This window comes from Janthinobacterium agaricidamnosum NBRC 102515 = DSM 9628, from assembly GCF_000723165.1.
Taxonomy (GTDB): Bacteria; Pseudomonadota; Gammaproteobacteria; order Burkholderiales; family Burkholderiaceae_D; genus Janthinobacterium; species Janthinobacterium agaricidamnosum.
On the sequence record NZ_HG322949.1, the window covers coordinates 5,826,467 to 5,842,565 of the forward strand.

Below are 16,099 nucleotides of genomic sequence, written 5' to 3' on the forward strand. Positions count from 1 at the left end.
GACCTTACTCGGGTAGCGTTTCCAGCCAGGCCCGGGCATGTAGCAGCACCAGTTCCAGTTCCTTGCGCACATTGTCCAGCAAGGGCTGCAGCTCGGCGCCGGGCTGTTCCTTGATGGCGCGCTCGACCACGAACGACGCTTCGATCAGGCGCTTGGTGCCCAGCGTGCCGATCGAGCCGCGCATGCCGTGCAGCACGCGCCCGGCGTCTAGCGGCCGTTGCTCGCGCAGCGCGGCGCTCGCGAGGTCGACCGGTTCCATGCCATGCGACAAGGCATCCTCGACCATGCGCCGCAAGATGCCGCGCCCTTTCGCATCCTGGCCCAGCACGCGCATCAGCGCCGCCATGGAAAACACTTGTTCGTCGGCCGGCAACGGTGGCGCGAGCGGCGGCGCCTGGATGGCCGGTTCCAGCCTGGCCGGCAAGTGGCGCCGTATCACTTCCGTCATTTCCTCGACCACCACCGGCTTGGCGATGAAGTCGGTGATGCCGGCCGCGATGCAGCGGTCGCGCTCGGAGACCAGCACGCCGGCCGTCATCGCGATCACCGGCAGCGTCAGGCGCAGTTCGGTGCGGATGATGTGGGTCGCGCTGAAACCGTCCATCACCGGCATTTGCATGTCCATCAGCACGATGTCGTACTGGTGGGCGTCGCTGCGCAGCCGTTCGACCGCCTGCAAGCCGTCGCCGACCACGTCCAGCGTCGCGCCCATGTGTTCCAGGATGCCGCGCGCCACCGCCTGGTTCAGCAAATTATCTTCCACCAGCAGGAAATGCACGCCGCGCAGCGCATCGGCCAGCTGATGCGCCTGGATCACATGCTCGTCGCCGCCTTCCTTGGTGATCAAGGCCTGGTGCAGCGCGTCGAACAGGCTGGAACCGGTGATCGGCTTCATCAGCACCACGTCGGCTTCGGTGGCGCTGGAAATTTCTTCCAGCCGGTTGCGGGCAAAGGCGTTGACCATCACCACGATCGGCTGTTTCTGGCCGTGCGCGGCCTGGCGGATCGCCTTGGCGGTGGCCAGCCCGTCCATGCCTGGCATATGCCAGTCGGCCAGCACGATATCGAACGGCGCGCCGGCGTCCAGGCGCTGGCGGTACAGCGCGATCGCGGCCTGGCCGGAATCGACTTGCTCGGCTTGCCATCCCCATGCATGAATCAGCTTGCCGATCAACTGGCGGCTGGTCTGGTTGTCGTCGGCGATCAGCAGCGTCAAGTCGCCCAGCGCCGGCTTGCGGCGTTCTTCCAGCTGCTCTTGCAACACGTCGAACGGCAGCGTGAACCAGAAGGTGCTGCCGACGCCCTCTTCGCTGCGGATCTCGATCTTGCCGCCCATCATGCCGATCAAATGTTTGCTGATCGCCAAGCCCAGGCCGGTGCCGCCGAAACGCCGCGTGATGCTTTCATCGGCTTGCGAAAAGGCGTTGAACAATTGCGCCTGCTGGGCGGCCGTCATGCCGATGCCGGTATCGCGCACCTCGAAGCGCAACAGGCTGCGCCCGCCTTGCCGTTCGGCCTGGCTGACGCTGACCACCACTTCGCCCGCTTCGGTGAATTTGATCGCGTTGCCGGCCAGGTTGACCAGGATTTGCTGCAAGCGCAGCGCATCGCCGACCAGGCGGCGCGGCACGTCCGGCTCGACGCCGATCGCCAGTTCCAGTTCCTTTTCGCCGGCATTCATCGTCATCGTCGTGGCCAGCGTGTTCATCAATTCATCGAGGTCGAATTCGACCGGCGACAAGGCCATGCGGCGCGCCTCGATTTTCGAAAAGTCGAGCACGTCGTTGAGGATGCCCAGCAGCGACTGGCCCGACACGCGCACCATGGTCAGGTATTTGCGCTGTTCGCTGGTCAGCGCGGTATTGCCCAGCAAATACACCATGCCCAGCACCGCGTTCAGCGGGGTGCGGATTTCATGGCTCATATTGGCCACAAAATCGCTCTTGGCGCGGTTGGCCGCTTCGGCCCGGTCGCGTTCGTCTTCCAGTTCGGCGGCGCGTTCCTCGACTTCCAGTTGCAGACGGTAGCGTTCGCTGGTGTCGGCGATCACCGCCAGCAATTTGATGCCCTGGTCGGTGTGCACCGCACTCAGGTTCAGTTCGATCGGGAATTCGTCGCCATTCTGGCGCAAGCCCCAGAAAGCGAGTCCGTGGCTGCTGTGCAGCATGCCGTCCGCGAGACCCGGCGCCAGTTCGCTTTGCCGCTCGGTGATCAGTTGGCGCTGGTTGGCATATTCCTGGTGCAGTTTTTTCGGCAGCAGCATTTCCAGTACGCGGCCGTGGATTTCCTGGCGCGCATAGCCGAAATACTGTTCGGCGCGGCGGTTGAAGGTTTCGATGCGGCCGTCGGCGCCGGCCACCACCATCGCGTTCGGCGCGTATTCGATCAGGCTTTGCAGGCGCGCATCGGCCGCCAGCCGTTCGCTCATCAGGTTGTTGAAGGCCGACGTCAGTTCGCCGATTTCATCGTGATGCACCACCGGAATCGGCGCAAAGTGGCTGGCGTCGGTGCGCAGCGCCAGGATCGCATCGCGCAGCCGCACCAGCGGCGACAGCAGGCGCACCGTCAGCCAGCCGACCAGCGCGGCGGCGAATAGCGAGCCAAGCAGACTCAATAGCGCGAGCCGGTACAGCACGCCATCGAACGGCTCGAACGCCTCTTCCACCGGCAGTATGGCGCCCAGGATCCAGTCGACGCTCTTGAGCGCCTTGAAACTGTTCAGTGCGCGTGCGCCATGGCTGTTGGTGCTGATCAAGGTGCCTTCGAAACCGTCGCGCAGCGCGTGCGTGGCGCCCGGGCTGGCGTTCGGCGGACGCGGCTGCAGCAAGCGCGGCAAGTCAGGATGCAAGACGTAGACCGGCACTTCGCCGCGCGTGATGGCGAAATAATAGCCGGTGCTACCGACCTTGGCGGTGCGCAAGTGACCGAGCAAATTATCCTTGTACAGGCGCAGCACGCCGATGACGATGCCTTCGACCTCGCCGTCCGGCCCCAGCACCGGCGCGGCGATTTGCACCACCGGCTGTTTGCTGGACTTGCCCAGCATCGGTTCGGCGATCGTCGGCTTGCGGGTCTGCATCACAATCTTGAAATATTCGCGGTCGGCGGCGTCCAGGCCTACCCGTCCGGCTACTTTCGGCAAGTCGGAAATCACCTTGCCGTGCCTGTCGAGCACCAGCACATCGTCGAACAGCGACAGTACCGCGCGCTGCGCATAATAGTCGCGCAACCTGCCCTCGGAACCGAGCAGCTCGATCGGCTGCTGCCTGGCGGTCAGTGAAATGATGTCGACCAGCATGGTCAGTTTGTCATCGAGCTCTTCGGCGGTACGGTTGATCAGCGCGGTTTGCTGGGTAAAGAGTACCTTGGTGAAATCGTCGCGCGTGCGCTGGATTTGTACTGCCGTGACCAGCGCGATCATGGCGATTGACGTCAGGCTGGTGGCCAGTGCAACTTTCGCTTTAATGCCGAGAGGCTTCATGTTTTCCCTTGCTATGCATCGCGGCAGGGGTGGCGCCGCGCTGACATGGTTGCCGGATCTTATCTGTTAAATGTCCTATAAGTAACAGCATAAGGCAAAAAAACTCCGCGCCAGTAATGGCGCGGAGTTTTTTTATGCCGGGGGAAAGGGATACGAGCTTAACGCTTGGCGGCGGCCGCCAGGATCACGTCGGCCACTTGTTTCGGCTGCGACAGCATCGGCACATGACTGGTTTGCAATACCGTAGTCACTGCGTTCAATTTCTTGGCAAAGGCCTGTTCCAGTTGCGGCGCGATCATGCGGTCCTTGCCGGCAACGATGTAATAGTTGGGCTTGTTTTTCCAAGCCGCAACAGTTGTCTTGTCGCCGAAGGCTTTGCCCTGGATCGGACCTTGGGTGGCGGCCATCAGTCTGGTGGTCGCGGCCGGCAAATCCTGGGCAAAATTGAGGCGCACCGATTCTTCCGGCAGGTACAGGAAACCGGCGGCGTCCGGTTTCAGCGTGGCGATGCCCGGCGGCACAGGATAGTCCTTGCCCAGGTCGCCCGATGCTTCGCCTTCGGACGGCGCGAACGCCGCCACGTACACCAGCGCCTTGACCTTGTCGCTGGTGCCGGCCTGGGTGATCACGGTGCCGCCCCAGGAGTGGCCGACCAGGATCACACGGCCGCTCTGGGCGTCGATCACGCGTTGCGCGGCGGCGACATCGTCGGCCAGCGAGGTCAGCGGATTTTGCACGGCAACCACTTTCAAGCCTTTGGCTTGCAGCAGCGGGATCACTTTGTCCCAGCTGGAACCGTCGGCGAACGCGCCGTGCACCAGCACCACGGTGGTGTCGGCATTCTGCTCGGCGATGGCGGCGCCAGCGGCGTGGGCTGGCGCCAGTGCGGCGCCGGACAGGATGGCGGAAGCGAGCAAGGCGGTTTTGAGCGTGGTGTGTGACATGATGAGACTCCTTTGTTATCAGTGGAATAGCCTGCTATTGATTAGCGTGCTAAGTTACATGCAAAGAATGATCGAAATAATCGGGTTTGCCTAGTATCAATTAATCGGTGACCAGGCGACGGAGATGAGGATAGCGTACTAATTATTAGTGCGCAATACATTTTTAAGCCGCACTGGAAAATACGGCCAACTGATGTGTTCATCAACTGCCCAGTTGGACGTTCAATTTCCGCAATCCCTCCATCATGGCCTCGAACTCCTTGCCGATGACGGCGCAATTGTCGACGATGGTTTGATCGACGCTGACAATCGCGTGGCGCAACTGGCGACCGCTGTCGGTCAGCGTCAGCACGCGGTTGCGCTCGTCGCGCGGGTCGCGGCTGCGCAGCAGATAACCTTCCGCCTCCAGACGCTTGACCAGCGGCGTGATCGAGCCGGAATCCTGTTGCAGGCGCTCGGCCAGGTCCTTGATGCCCAATCCTTCCTGTTCCCACAGCACCACCATGACCAGGTATTGCGGATAAGTCAGGTTGAGCGCGCTCAGCATCGGCTTGTACAACTGGGTCATTTTCAGCGACGTCGCATACAGCTGGAAGCACAGTTTATGGTCGAGGCTGGACGGCGGAGGAGCGTTGGAGGTGGCCATGGCAAAGCAATCAAAGTACGGTGATGCCGCCAGACTAACGATAATTCGTCCGTTAAGCAAACCCGGACGCAAAAATCAAGGGCCTCCTGATTGATCTATACCGTCTCATGAGCATAATTGATCCTCAGCAATGTCTTAATGCAGTAAACTACCAGTGGCTTTTTTTACAAGGTAGACGATATGATTCAAGCGCTTCCCTCCCTCACGCTGCCCGCCGTTTCGGTGGAAATCCTGCGCGCGCGCTGTTCGACGTGCAGCATGCACCAGTTGTGCCTGCCGATGGGACTGGATATGGGCGACATGGACAAGCTCGACCAGATCATCGGCCGGCGCCGCAAGGTAACGCGCGGCAGCACGCTGTTTCGCATCGGCGACCCGTTCGCCAACCTGTATGCGATCCGCCTCGGCCATTTCAAGACGTACCAGATCAATCCGGGCGGCGAAGAGCAAGTCACCGGTTTCCAGATGGCGGGCGAGTTGCTGGGCATGGATGCGATCAGCGCCGACCGCCACCATTGCAATGCGGTGGCGCTGGAAGACAGCGAAGTGTGCGAAATTCCGTTCGCCAGCCTGGAGCAATTGCTGGCCGAAATGCCGACGCTGCTGCGCCATTTCCACCGCATGATGAGCCAGGAAATCACCCGCGAACAAAGCGTGATGCTGTTGCTGGGTAATATGCAGGCGACCCAGCGTTTCGCCGCCTTCATCGTCAACCTGGCCTCGCGTTATGAAGCGCGCGGTTATTCCGGCTTGAAATTCCAGCTGCGCATGTCGCGCGAGGAAATCGGCAATTATCTGGGACTGACGATTGAAAGCATCAGCCGGCTGTTGTCGAAATTCAAGAAGGAAGGGCTGCTGAAGGTCAGCAACCGCGAGATTGAAATCGTCGATCCGGGCTTGTTGAAAGCGATCACGGCGGGTACCGCTACTTGCGGCTAGGATGGGCATCGGCCCGCAGCATCACGCTGCGCTGCGCCGGCCAGATCCAGCTGCCGTCCAGGCGCCAGTCGCGTGCCGTGTTTTCCACTTGCACTTGCCAGCGGCTGCGTTCCAGCATGGCCAGCGGCGCGCTGAAGCTGCCCGCCGCATCCGGCAACACGTCCAGCCTGATGTCTTGTTGCGGCAGCGTGGCGTGCGCCAGGTGCAGCCGGATCGCGGCGGCATAGGGCTGGCCGTGGCTGCTGACGGCGCCGCGCAGGCGGCCCGACGCCGCGTCGTAGGTGACGCTGGTCGCCATGCCCAGGGCGCTGGCCGCGCGGTCGCGCCGCAAGTCCTGGTTGATGGCCTTGCCCTGCTTGTAATAATCGCCGACCACCAGCGCATCCTGGTGCGAAAACGCCAGCCAGCCGGTGTAGCAGCCGGCCAGCACCACGATGAACGGACCCAGCATCAGCAGCCATGGCCAGCGGTGGCGGTACCACGGCAAGACCGGCGCGCCGCCGGGCTGGCGCGGCAGGGTGTTCGAGCTACTGTGCGGCATGCGGTTCTCCTGTTAGCGCGGCACGAAAAATACCGCTTTTTCCTTGACGCGGACGCGCTCGTCGCCAAGCGCCGTCAATTCGATGAAGATCTTGTTCGAGCCCTTCAGGCCGTCGCCGTGCGCGGCGCGCAGCCGTAGCGGGAAGGCGTAGGTTTCGGTCGGTCCGACCGTCACTTGATCCGGCGTCGCCAGGCTCAGGCTGGGCAAGCCGGACACCGTCACCTGGTAGCGTTGCCGCTGTTCCGAGGTGTTCATGATGTGCAGCCGGTAGACGTTTTCGATGATGCCGTCCTCGACTTCGCGTCCCATCGCGCCGCGGTCGCGGATCACGTCCATTTTCAGCGGCATGCGCAGCCATAGCGAAGCGGCGACGGCGATCGTGATCAGGACCAGGATGGCGCCGTAGACCAGCACGCGCGGGCGCAGCGCATGGCGGCGGATTTGCCGCGCATCGTAGTGGCTGGCCAGCGCGTGGTCGGTGGTGTAGCGGATCAGGCCGCGCGGCCGTTCGATCTTGTCCATCACGCCGTTGCAGGCGTCGACGCAGGCGGCGCAGCCGATGCATTCGTATTGCAAGCCTTGGCGGATATCGATGCCGGTCGGGCACACTTGCACGCACAGCGTGCAATCGATGCAGTCGCCCAGTTTCGGATGGGGCGCCGGTCCGGCCACTTTTTTATGCAGCGCGCCGCGCGGTTCGCCGCGTTGGGCATCGTAGCTGATGACCAGCGTGTCCTGGTCGAACATCGCGCTCTGGAAGCGTGCGTACGGGCACATGTATTTGCAGACCTGCTCGCGCATCCAGCCGGCGTTGCCGTAGGTGGCGAAGCTGTAAAACACCACCCAGTACCATTCCCACGGCCCGAAGTTCAAGGTGCGCACTTCGTGTACCAGCGTGTCCAGCGGCGTGAAATAGGCGACGAAGGTGAAGCCGGTCCACAGCGCCACCGCGCCCCAGGCCAGGTGCTTGGCGGTCTTCCTGGCGCTTTTCGGCCACGACGGCCCTTGCCGGTCCAGCAGCATGCGCGCGCTGCGCGTGCCTTCGATCTTGCGCTCTATCCACAGGAAGATTTCGGTGTACACCGTTTGCGGACAGGCGAAGCCGCACCAGACCCGCCCGGCGATCGCGGTGGCCAAAAACAGCAGATAGGCGCAGATGATCAGCAGCGCCGCCAGGTAAATGAAATCCTGCGGCCACAGCACCAGGCCGAAGATATAGAACTTGCGCGCCGCCAGGTCGAACAGCAGCGCCTGGCGGCCATTCCAGTGCAGCCACGGCAAGCCGTAGAAGGCCAGTTGCGTCAGCCAGACGCACAGCCAGCGCCACGACGCATAGCGTCCCTTGGCTTCGCGCGGATAAATCTGCTGGCGCGCCGCATACATGCTGATGACTTGAGGTTCCATCGTCTGGCCGGGAAGTCACAGCATCATGGCTGCGGGTTCGACAAGCTCCACACATATGCCGACAGCACATGCACTTTCGCTTCGCCGAGGAATTCGCCGAACGCCGGCATGCTGTTGTTGCGCCCCATGCGGATGGTTTCCATGATGGTTTCGGCGCTGCCGCCATACAGCCAGATCTTGTCGGCCAGGTTCGGTGCGCCGAGCGCCTGGTTGCCGCTGCCGTCCGCGCCGTGGCACGCCATGCAGGCGCCGAACCTGGCTTTGCCGAACACCACCTTGATCGGATCGGCGTTCGAGCCGGACAGGCTGAGCACGTAATGGGCGACGTTTTCGACATCCTTGTCGGAGCCCAGCGCGGCGGCCATCGGCGGCATCACGCCGTTACGGCCATGCAGGATGCTGGTCTTGATGACGTCCGGCGCGCCGCCGTACAGCCAATCCTGGTCGGTCAGGTTGGGAAAGCCCTTGTTGCCGCGCGCATCCGAGCCGTGGCATTGCGCGCAATAAGTCAGGAACAGCCGTTCGCCGATGATGCGCGCCTTCGGATCGGCGGCCACGCTTTTCAAGTCCTGCTTCAGATACTGCTTGAACAGCGGGCCGTAGTCGGCGTCCGCTTTTTTCAGCTCGTCCTGATATTGGCTGGACGATTTCCAGCCCAGCTTGCCGGCGTAGGTGCCCAGTCCCGGATACAGGAACAGATAGGCCAGCGCAAACACGATGGTGATGTAGAACAGCCACATCCACCAGCGCGGCATCGGCGTATTCAGCTCGCGCAAGTCGTCGTCCCATACATGGCCGGTGGTGCCGTCGGCGGCCGCGCCGGCCTCGATTTTTACTTTCGATTGCGAGTACAGCAGCACGCCGCAACCGATGATGCCGAGCAGGCTCAGGACGACAATATAACTATTCCAGAATGCGCTGCTGAAGTCAGACATGGCCGCGCTCCTGTTGTTCCTGGTGCGCCTGGCCGGCGCTCTCGTCGGCGAACGGCAGCATCGCCGCGCTGTCGAAATCGCTGTCGCGGCGGCTGAACGTCCACCACAGGATGCCGATGAAAGTGAGAAAGGAAACCACCGTCATGACGCTGCTGAAGCTGTCAAACAGTTTGTCGATCGCCATATTAATTCCTTGTCTTGATGAATGTGCCGAGGCCTTGCAGATAGGCCACCAGCGCGTCTTCTTCCGTCTTGCCGGCCAGTTGCTCCGGCGCCGCCTTGATTTCCGCCTCGGTGTACGGATCGCCGAGGCGCTGCAAGGCGCGCATCTTCGGCACGATCTCGGCCGGGACCAGCCTGGTGTGCGCCAGCCAGGGATAAGCCGGCATATTCGATTCCGGCACCAGGTCGCGCGGATTGTTCAAATGGGTGCGGTGCCATTCATCGCTGTAGCGCGCGCCGACCCGCGCCAGGTCGGGGCCGGTGCGTTTCGAGCCCCACTGGAACGGCCGGTCGTAGACGAATTCGCCGGCCACCGAATAATGGCCGTAGCGTTCGGTTTCCGCGCGCAGCGGCCGTATCATTTGCGAGTGGCAGTTGTAGCAGCCTTCGCGCACATAAATGTCGCGCCCGGCCAGGCGCAGCGGGCTGTACGGCTTCAAGCCGGCGACCGCTTCGGTGGTGCTCTTCTGGAAGAACAGCGGCACGATTTCGACCGCGCCGCCGACGCTGATCACCAGCGTCACCAGCGCGATCAGCAGCCACGGGTTTTTTTCTATCCATGCATGCGAAAACTTCATCGTTCGGTCTCCAGTATCAGGCGTGCGCCGGGTTCAACGCCGGTATCCGCACCAGCGGGGTGTTGCTGCCGCGCAGCGTCATCCACGCGTTGTAGCCCATCACGCACATGCCCGACAGGTACAGCACACCGCCGCACAGGCGCACCACGTAATACGGATAAGTGGCCTTGACGCTTTCGACGAAGGTGTAGGTCAGCGTGCCGTCCGGATTGACCGCGCGCCACATCAGGCCCTGCATCACGCCGGCGATCCACATCGCCGCGATGTACAGCACGATGCCGATGGTGGCGACCCAGAAATGCAGGTCGACCAGGCGCGTGCTGTACATGGTCTGATTGCCGGCCAGCCGCGGCAGCAGGTAATAAAGCGAGCCCATGGTGATGAAGCCGACCCAGCCCAGCGCGCCGCCGTGCACGTGGGCGATGGTCCAGTCGGTGTAGTGCGACAGCGAATTGATGGTCTTGATCGACATCATCGGGCCTTCGAAGGTGGCGATGCCGTAGAACGACAGCGAGACGATCATGAATTTCAGGATCGGATCGGTACGCAGCTTGTGCCACGCGCCGGACAAGGTCATGATGCCGTTGATCATGCCGCCCCACGATGGCGCCAGCAGCACCAGCGAAAACACCATGCCGATCGACTGGGTCCAGTCGGGCAAGGCGGTGTAATGCAAATGATGCGGGCCGGCCCACATATAGGTGAAGATCAGGGCCCAGAAATGCACGATCGACAGACGGTAGGAGTACACCGGCCGCTCGGCCTGTTTCGGGATGAAGTAATACACCATGCCGAGGTAGCCGGCGGTCAGGATGAAGCCGACCGCGTTATGGCCGTACCACCATTGGATCATCGCATCCTGCACGCCGGTGTACGCCGAGTACGACTTGGACAGCGACGCCGGCATCACCGCGCCGTTGACCACGTGCAGGATGGTGACGGCCAGGATGTAGGCGCCGAAAAACCAGTTGGCGACATAGATATGTTTGACCTTGCGCTTGATCAGCGTGCCGAAAAACACCACCGCATAAGCGATCCACACCACCGCGATCAGCAGCGCGATCGGCCATTCCAGCTCGGCGTATTCCTTGCCGCGCGTCAGGCCCATCGGCAAGGTGACCACGGCCGACAGGATCACCGCTTGCCAGCCCCAGAAGGTGAACGCGGCCAGCCGGTCGGAAAACAGCCGCACCTGGCAAGTGCGCTGCACCACGTAATACGAGGTGGCGAACAGGCCGCAAATACCGAACGCAAAAATCACCGCATTGGTGTGCAGCGGCCGCAGCCGGCCGTAGGTCAGCCACGGGATGTCGAGGTTCAGCGCCGGCCATGCCAGTTGCGCGGCGATGATGACGCCGACCAGCATGCCGACGATGCCCCACACCACCGTCGCGATCGCAAATTGTTTGACGACCTTGTAGTTGTAATGCAGTGATTCGTCCACTACTTCTCTCCCGGAAATGCTGTGATGTTGTGCATCAGAGAGTAAGTGTTTGGTTGGCAAAAAACCTTGATGTGGATCAAAAATCAACAGATGATTCGGGGGCGGTGGGGGATGCCGGTGCCGCTGTGTTAGCTACCTGAATCACGGCTGTGGTCTCTCGCTTTGGATACCGCTGTCATCATCCTGCAGCACCCGCAATCCCGGGCCGACCAGGTCGTCGAACTGGCCGCTGTCGGACGCCTTGAAAAATACCCATAGCGCGATGAATACCACCACGATGCTGAGCGGGATCAGCAGATACAGGGCTTCCATGTCAGCCGCGCCGCAGCCGCAGGGCGTTGGCGATCACCACCGCCGAGCTGAGCGCCATGCCGAGACCGGACAGCCACGGATTCAGGTAGCCGAACGCCGCCGCCGGGATCGCCGTCAGGTTGTACAGCATGGCCCAAGCCAGGTTCTGGCGGATCACGCGCATCGTCTTGCCGGCGCTGCGGGCGGTCTCCATCAGCGACGATAATCGCCCCGACAGCAGCACGCCGTCGGCTTGCGCCTGCGCCAGCGCGGCGCCGCCGCCCATCGCGAACGACACGTCGGCCGCGCCCAGCACGGCGGCGTCGTTGATGCCGTCGCCGACCATGGCCACCACCGCGCCTTCCCGCTGCAATTGCTGCACATAGTGGAGTTTTTGATCGGGTAGGCAGCCGCCGCGCGCGCCGCTCATGCCCAGTTCGCGCGCCACGCCGTCGCTCAGCGCCTGCTGGTCGCCGCTCAGCAAGATCACTTGCTTGCCGGCCTTGCGGAAATAATCGACGGTCGCCTGCGCGTCGTCGCGCAGCGCGTCACTCAGCAGGAAGCGCGCCAGCCAGCGCTCTTCGCAGCCGAGGTAGAGCGCGGTCATGCCGGGCGGCGCGTCGGTTTCGGCCAAGGGATCTCCCGCCAGGCCGGCCACGAAAGTCGCATTGCCGAGCCGGTAGCAACGTCCGTACAAGCGCCCTTCGATGCCCATGCCGGGAATTTCCGCGACGTTTTCGGCGTGCCAGTCCGGTTCCACGCCGCCGGCCCTGGCGGCGTCGATGATGGCGTGCGCCAGTGGATGTCCGCTGCCCGCTTCCAGCGCGGCGGCGATGCGCAAGCACTGCCGCTGCACCGTGCCGCCGGCCGGCTCGATGTGGCGCAAGACCGGCTTGCCGAGCGTCAGCGTGCCGGTCTTGTCGAACACGACGTGGCTGGCGCGGTGCAGCGTTTCCAGCACGTGTGGACGGACGATCAGCACGCCGCGCCCCAGCAGGCGGTCGGTGGCGGCGGCCAGCGCGCTCGGCGTCGCCAGCGACAGCGCGCACGGGCACGACACCACCAGCACCGCGATCGCCACCGGCCAGGCGCGCGCCGCGTCGTGCCACTGCCAGAAGCCGAAGCTGGCCAGCGCGAACAGCAGCAGGCAGGCCACGAACCACGCGGCGGTCCGGTCGGCCCACTGGGCGATGTGCGGCTTGCCGGCGCCGGCCCGTTGCACCAGTTTCAGCAAGTCCGCCAGCGTGCTGTCGCGCGCCGCTTTCAGCACCCGCAAGACCAGTGCCGCGCCGGTATTGATGGCGCCGCCCGGTATCTGATCGCCGGCAGCCTTGTGCTGCGGCGCGCTTTCGCCGCTCAGCAGCGACAGGTCGAGTATGCCGTCGCCTTCGACGATGATGCTGTCGGCGGCGATGGCGTCGCCCGGCCTGGCCAGGATGAAATCGCCGGCCGCCAGCGTCGCGGCCGCCACCAGCGTGGATGCGCGGCTGGCCGGGAAATCGTCGAGGCGCGAGGCCGATGCCGGCAGCGCATGCTGCAAGCGTTCCAGCGCGCCGGCCGCCTTGCGCCGCGCCAGCAATTCCAGGTAGCGGCTGCACAGCAGCAGGAAGATGAACATGGTGGCGGAGTCGAAATAGACGGCGCCGTCGCCGCGCCAGGTGGCGAGCAGGCTGGCGCCGAACGCGGCGGCGATGCCGAGCGCCACCGGCACGTCCATGCCCAGCGCGCGGTTGCGCACGCTGTTCCATGCGCCCTTGAAAAACGGCTGGGCCGAATAGCAGACCGCCGGCAAGGTCAGCAACAGGCTGGCCCAGCGCATCAGGCTGGCCATGTCGTGCTCCAGCGTGCCGTCTTCGGCCAGGTAGGATGGCGCGACGTACATCATCACTTGCATCATCGACAGGCCGGCGACAAATAATTGACGGCCCAGGGTCTTGCCGGTCCGCTGCAATTGTTCGCCGTGGCGCACCGCGTCATACGGATACGCCGCATAACCGACCTGGTGTATCGCCTGCAGGATGGCGCCGGGGCTGCATTCATCCTTGTGCCAGCGCACATGCAGCTTTTCGGTGGCGACATTCAGGCTGGCCGCTTGCACGCCCGGCAGGCGCAGCAACTGGCGCTCGATCAGCCAGACGCACGCGGCGCAGCGGATGCCGTCGACCGACAAGATCGCTGCGCAGCGGTCGCCATCGCCCTCCAGCGCGAAGCGGGCATCGTCGTTATGGTACAGCTGCAGTTCGGGTGGCGCCGCTGTCGCGCTGGCCGCGAATGCCGTGCGGCTGCGGTAATAGTCAGTGTGGCCGATATCGGCGATGGTGTGCGCCACCGCAGCGCAGCCGGGACAGCACATGCTGCGCGGCTGGCCGTCGATCGCCACCGCCCAGCTGGCGCCGGGCGGCACCGGCAAGCCGCAGTGGAAGCAATCCAGCGTAACGGCCGGCGCCGGCACCGCGTTCATGGATGGGCGCCCGTGATGCACAGCGATGCCAGCCACGCCGGCAGCATGCCGTGCGCGGCGCGCAGCAGTCCGGCCACGCCAAACGCCAGCACCAGCAAGCCGCTGGCCAGCCGTATGGCACGGCGCTGCAAATGGCGCCGCAGACGCGCGCCCAGCAAGCCCATGGCCAGCAGCGCCGGCAAGGTGCCCAGGCCGAAGGCCAGCATCACGGCCGCGCCGTCGATGGCCGAGCCGCTCAGCATCGCAGCCAGCAGCACGCTGTAGACCATGCCGCACGGTAGCCAGCCCCACAGCGCGCCCAGCAGCAAGGCCTTGGCCGGGCCATCCATCGGCAGCAGCCCTTTCATCAGCGGCCTGACCTTGTTCCACAGCAGGTTGCCGGCCGTTTCCAGCCGCGCCAGGCCGCGCCAGGCGTCCATCAGGTACAGGCCCAGCGCCACCAGCATCAGGTTGGCCAGCCAGTAGCCGGCCGCTTGCAGCGCGGCGATCTGTAACAGGCTGGCGCCCAGCGTGGCGCCGGCGGCGCCGGCGATCATGTAGCTGCCGATGCGGCCCAGGTTGTAGGCGGCCACCCGCGCCAGGCTGCCGGCCCATGCCGGCCGCGCCACGGCGATGGCGATCACCGGCCGTGCATTGCCGCCGGTTGTGGCGGCGACCGGGGCGGCTGACAGCGCGCCGACGATGCCGCCGCACATGCCGATGCAATGCAGGCTGCCGGCCAGGCCGACCAGGAATACCGGAAGCAGGTTCAGCGTACTCATCAAAAAAATTTATACCGTTTTCGAGTAGCGCAGCGGCTGCGGCGCGTTGTCACGCGCGGCGTTCAGGTAGCGGTCGAACACCATGCAGATATTGCGGATCAGCAGCCGTCCTTTCGGCGTGACGGTCAGCCATTCTTCTTCGATGGTCAGCAAGCCGTCGGCCTGCAGTTCGGCCAGTTTGCGCAATTCCGCCGCGAAGTAGTGCTGGAACACGATGGGATAAGCCTGTTCGATCGCCTCGATCGACAGTTCGAAATGACACATCAGCATCTGGATGATGATGCGGCGCAGCAGGTCGTCGGTATCCAGGCGCACCCCGCGCGTGATCGGCAGGCGGCCTTCGTCCAGCCTTGCGTAATAGGCGTCGAGCGTCTTTTCATTCTGGCTGTAGACCGCGCCGACCGCGCTGATGGCGGACACGCCGCAAGCGATCAGGTCCGCTTCGGCGCGCGTCGAATAGCCCTGGAAATTGCGGTGCAGCCGGCCCTGGCGCTGGGCGACCGCCAGCTCGTCGCCGGGCTTGGCGAAATGGTCCATGCCGATGTAGATGTAGCCGGCCGCCGTCAGGCGCGCGATGCACAGGTCCAGCATGGCCAGCTTGGTGGCGCTGTCGGGCATGTCGGCATGGAGGATGCGGCGCTGCGGCTTGAACACCTGCGGCAGGTGCGCGTAGTGATACAGCGCGATGCGGTCCGGGCTGGCGGCGATCACCTTGTCCAGCGTGGCCGTCATGCTGGCCATGCTTTGCCTGGGCAGGCCGTAGATCAGGTCGATGCTGACCGAACGGAAGCCGGCGTCGCGCGCGGCCTGCATGATGGCCAGTGTTTCCTGTTCGGGCTGGATGCGGTTGACGGCCTTTTGCACCTCCGTATCGAAATCCTGGACGCCGAGGCTGATGCGGTTGAAGCCTTGTGCGCGCAAGGAATGAATCCGCTCGCGGCTGACGGTGCGCGGGTCGATCTCGATCGAATATTCGCCGTCCTGGTCGGAGGCGAACGTGAAATTGGCGCGCACATGGGCCATCAGATCGTCTATCTGGCGCTCGCTCAGATAGGTTGGCGTGCCGCCGCCCAGGTGCAGTTGCTCGACCTGGTTGATGCCGGCGAACAGCTTGCCCTGCATCGCGATTTCCTGCTTCAGGTAGCTCAGGTAAGTGGCCGCCCTGGAGCGGTCTTTGGTGACGATTTTATTGCAGGCGCAGTAATAGCAAATCGTGTCGCAAAACGGGATGTGCAGGTACAGCGACAGCGGCCGGCGGCCGCCGCGCATGCGCAGCGCGGCCAGCGCCTCGAGGAAATCGCCGTAGCCGAAATCCGGCGTAAACCGGTCGGCCGTCGGATACGAGGTATAGCGCGGGCCGGACTGGCTCATCTTGCCGATGATGGCCGCGTCGAATTCGACCAGCGGCGTCAATGCCGGCAGCTCGGGCGCGGCGGGGAGGTTCATGGTGGA

The 16,099-nt window shown here is 63.8% G+C and carries 14 protein-coding genes; 1 reads left to right on the top strand and 13 read right to left on the bottom strand.

Annotation, left to right across the window (positions count from 1 at the left end; all coding sequences use genetic code 11):
- Window positions 1–4: 4 nt before the first annotated feature.
- From GJA_RS25215 to GJA_RS25225, 3 genes are all read right to left on the bottom strand, one after another.
- Complete coding sequence (locus GJA_RS25215) at window positions 5–3,481, bottom strand: response regulator (RefSeq protein ID WP_038497885.1); 3,477 nt, start codon at window positions 3,479–3,481, stop codon at window positions 5–7.
- A 158-nt stretch (window positions 3,482–3,639) separates the two neighbouring features.
- Window positions 3,640–4,425, bottom strand: coding sequence for an alpha/beta fold hydrolase (locus tag GJA_RS25220; protein WP_038497888.1), 786 nt, complete (start codon window positions 4,423–4,425; stop codon window positions 3,640–3,642).
- A 202-nt stretch (window positions 4,426–4,627) separates the two neighbouring features.
- Window positions 4,628–5,071 carry a MarR family winged helix-turn-helix transcriptional regulator gene (locus GJA_RS25225; RefSeq protein WP_038497891.1) on the bottom strand — a complete coding sequence of 148 codons (444 nt, stop codon included), beginning with the start codon at window positions 5,069–5,071 and terminating at the stop codon, window positions 4,628–4,630.
- A 180-nt stretch (window positions 5,072–5,251) separates the two neighbouring features.
- Here GJA_RS25225 and fnr point away from each other — a divergent pair, with 180 nt between their 5' ends.
- On the top strand, window positions 5,252–6,010 hold the full coding sequence (gene fnr, locus GJA_RS25230) for a fumarate/nitrate reduction transcriptional regulator Fnr (RefSeq protein ID WP_038497894.1): 759 nt from the start codon (window positions 5,252–5,254) through the stop codon (window positions 6,008–6,010).
- Here fnr and GJA_RS25235 read toward each other — a convergent pair.
- From GJA_RS25235 to hemN, 10 genes are all read right to left on the bottom strand, one after another.
- Window positions 5,997–6,551: a FixH family protein gene (locus GJA_RS25235; RefSeq protein ID WP_038497897.1), complete on the bottom strand. Its 555-nt coding sequence runs from the start codon at window positions 6,549–6,551 to the stop codon at window positions 5,997–5,999. The two genes, fnr and GJA_RS25235, sit on opposite strands and share 14 nt — an antisense overlap.
- Window positions 6,552–6,563: 12 nt before the next feature.
- Window positions 6,564–7,955: a cytochrome c oxidase accessory protein CcoG gene (gene ccoG / locus GJA_RS25240; RefSeq protein WP_038497900.1), complete on the bottom strand. Its 1,392-nt coding sequence runs from the start codon at window positions 7,953–7,955 to the stop codon at window positions 6,564–6,566.
- A 23-nt stretch (window positions 7,956–7,978) separates the two neighbouring features.
- A complete protein-coding gene (gene ccoP, locus GJA_RS25245; RefSeq protein ID WP_038497903.1) occupies window positions 7,979–8,890 on the bottom strand; it encodes a cytochrome-c oxidase, cbb3-type subunit III in 912 nt (303 codons plus the stop codon).
- Complete coding sequence (locus GJA_RS25250; protein WP_038497906.1) at window positions 8,883–9,074, bottom strand: cbb3-type cytochrome oxidase subunit 3; 192 nt, start codon at window positions 9,072–9,074, stop codon at window positions 8,883–8,885. Before GJA_RS25250 ends, ccoP begins: the two co-directional genes overlap by 8 nt.
- A 1-nt stretch (window position 9,075) precedes the next feature.
- A complete protein-coding gene (gene ccoO / locus GJA_RS25255; RefSeq protein WP_038497909.1) occupies window positions 9,076–9,690 on the bottom strand; it encodes a cytochrome-c oxidase, cbb3-type subunit II in 615 nt (204 codons plus the stop codon).
- A 16-nt stretch (window positions 9,691–9,706) separates the two neighbouring features.
- A complete protein-coding gene (gene ccoN, locus GJA_RS25260; RefSeq protein WP_038497912.1) occupies window positions 9,707–11,134 on the bottom strand; it encodes a cytochrome-c oxidase, cbb3-type subunit I in 1,428 nt (475 codons plus the stop codon).
- A 141-nt stretch (window positions 11,135–11,275) separates the two neighbouring features.
- Complete coding sequence (gene ccoS, locus GJA_RS25265; RefSeq protein ID WP_038497914.1) at window positions 11,276–11,446, bottom strand: cbb3-type cytochrome oxidase assembly protein CcoS; 171 nt, start codon at window positions 11,444–11,446, stop codon at window positions 11,276–11,278.
- A gap of 1 nt (window position 11,447) precedes the next feature.
- Entirely contained in the window at window positions 11,448–13,886 is a 2,439-nt protein-coding gene (locus GJA_RS25270; protein ID WP_038497917.1) for a heavy metal translocating P-type ATPase, read from the bottom strand.
- Complete coding sequence (locus GJA_RS25275) at window positions 13,883–14,647, bottom strand: sulfite exporter TauE/SafE family protein (protein ID WP_038497920.1); 765 nt, start codon at window positions 14,645–14,647, stop codon at window positions 13,883–13,885. Before GJA_RS25275 ends, GJA_RS25270 begins: the two co-directional genes overlap by 4 nt.
- Window positions 14,648–14,656: 9 nt before the next feature.
- The gene (hemN, locus tag GJA_RS25280) at window positions 14,657–16,093 is read right to left on the bottom strand and encodes an oxygen-independent coproporphyrinogen III oxidase (RefSeq protein WP_038501123.1); all 1,437 of its coding nucleotides are present in this window, start codon (window positions 16,091–16,093) and stop codon (window positions 14,657–14,659) included.
- Window positions 16,094–16,099 lie beyond the last annotated feature (6 nt).

Excerpts from the sequence above, each read along its gene's own strand:
- GJA_RS25235 (WP_038497897.1), bottom strand. The coding sequence starts at position 6,551 with ATGCCGCACAGTAGCTCGAACACCCTGCCGCGCCAGCCCGGCGGCGCG.
- ccoG (WP_038497900.1), bottom strand. The coding sequence starts at position 7,955 with ATGGAACCTCAAGTCATCAGCATGTATGCGGCGCGCCAGCAGATTTAT.
- GJA_RS25270 (WP_038497917.1), bottom strand. The coding sequence starts at position 13,886 with ATGAACGCGGTGCCGGCGCCGGCCGTTACGCTGGATTGCTTCCACTGC.
- GJA_RS25225 (WP_038497891.1), bottom strand. The coding sequence starts at position 5,071 with ATGGCCACCTCCAACGCTCCTCCGCCGTCCAGCCTCGACCATAAACTG.
- hemN (WP_038501123.1), bottom strand. The coding sequence starts at position 16,093 with ATGAACCTCCCCGCCGCGCCCGAGCTGCCGGCATTGACGCCGCTGGTC.
- GJA_RS25250 (WP_038497906.1), bottom strand. The coding sequence starts at position 9,074 with ATGGCGATCGACAAACTGTTTGACAGCTTCAGCAGCGTCATGACGGTG.
- ccoP (WP_038497903.1), bottom strand. The coding sequence starts at position 8,890 with ATGTCTGACTTCAGCAGCGCATTCTGGAATAGTTATATTGTCGTCCTG.
- fnr (WP_038497894.1), top strand. The coding sequence starts at position 5,252 with ATGATTCAAGCGCTTCCCTCCCTCACGCTGCCCGCCGTTTCGGTGGAA.
- ccoO (WP_038497909.1), bottom strand. The coding sequence starts at position 9,690 with ATGAAGTTTTCGCATGCATGGATAGAAAAAAACCCGTGGCTGCTGATC.
- GJA_RS25215 (WP_038497885.1), bottom strand. The coding sequence starts at position 3,481 with ATGAAGCCTCTCGGCATTAAAGCGAAAGTTGCACTGGCCACCAGCCTG.
- GJA_RS25220 (WP_038497888.1), bottom strand. The coding sequence starts at position 4,425 with ATGTCACACACCACGCTCAAAACCGCCTTGCTCGCTTCCGCCATCCTG.
- ccoS (WP_038497914.1), bottom strand. The coding sequence starts at position 11,446 with ATGGAAGCCCTGTATCTGCTGATCCCGCTCAGCATCGTGGTGGTATTC.
- GJA_RS25275 (WP_038497920.1), bottom strand. The coding sequence starts at position 14,647 with ATGAGTACGCTGAACCTGCTTCCGGTATTCCTGGTCGGCCTGGCCGGC.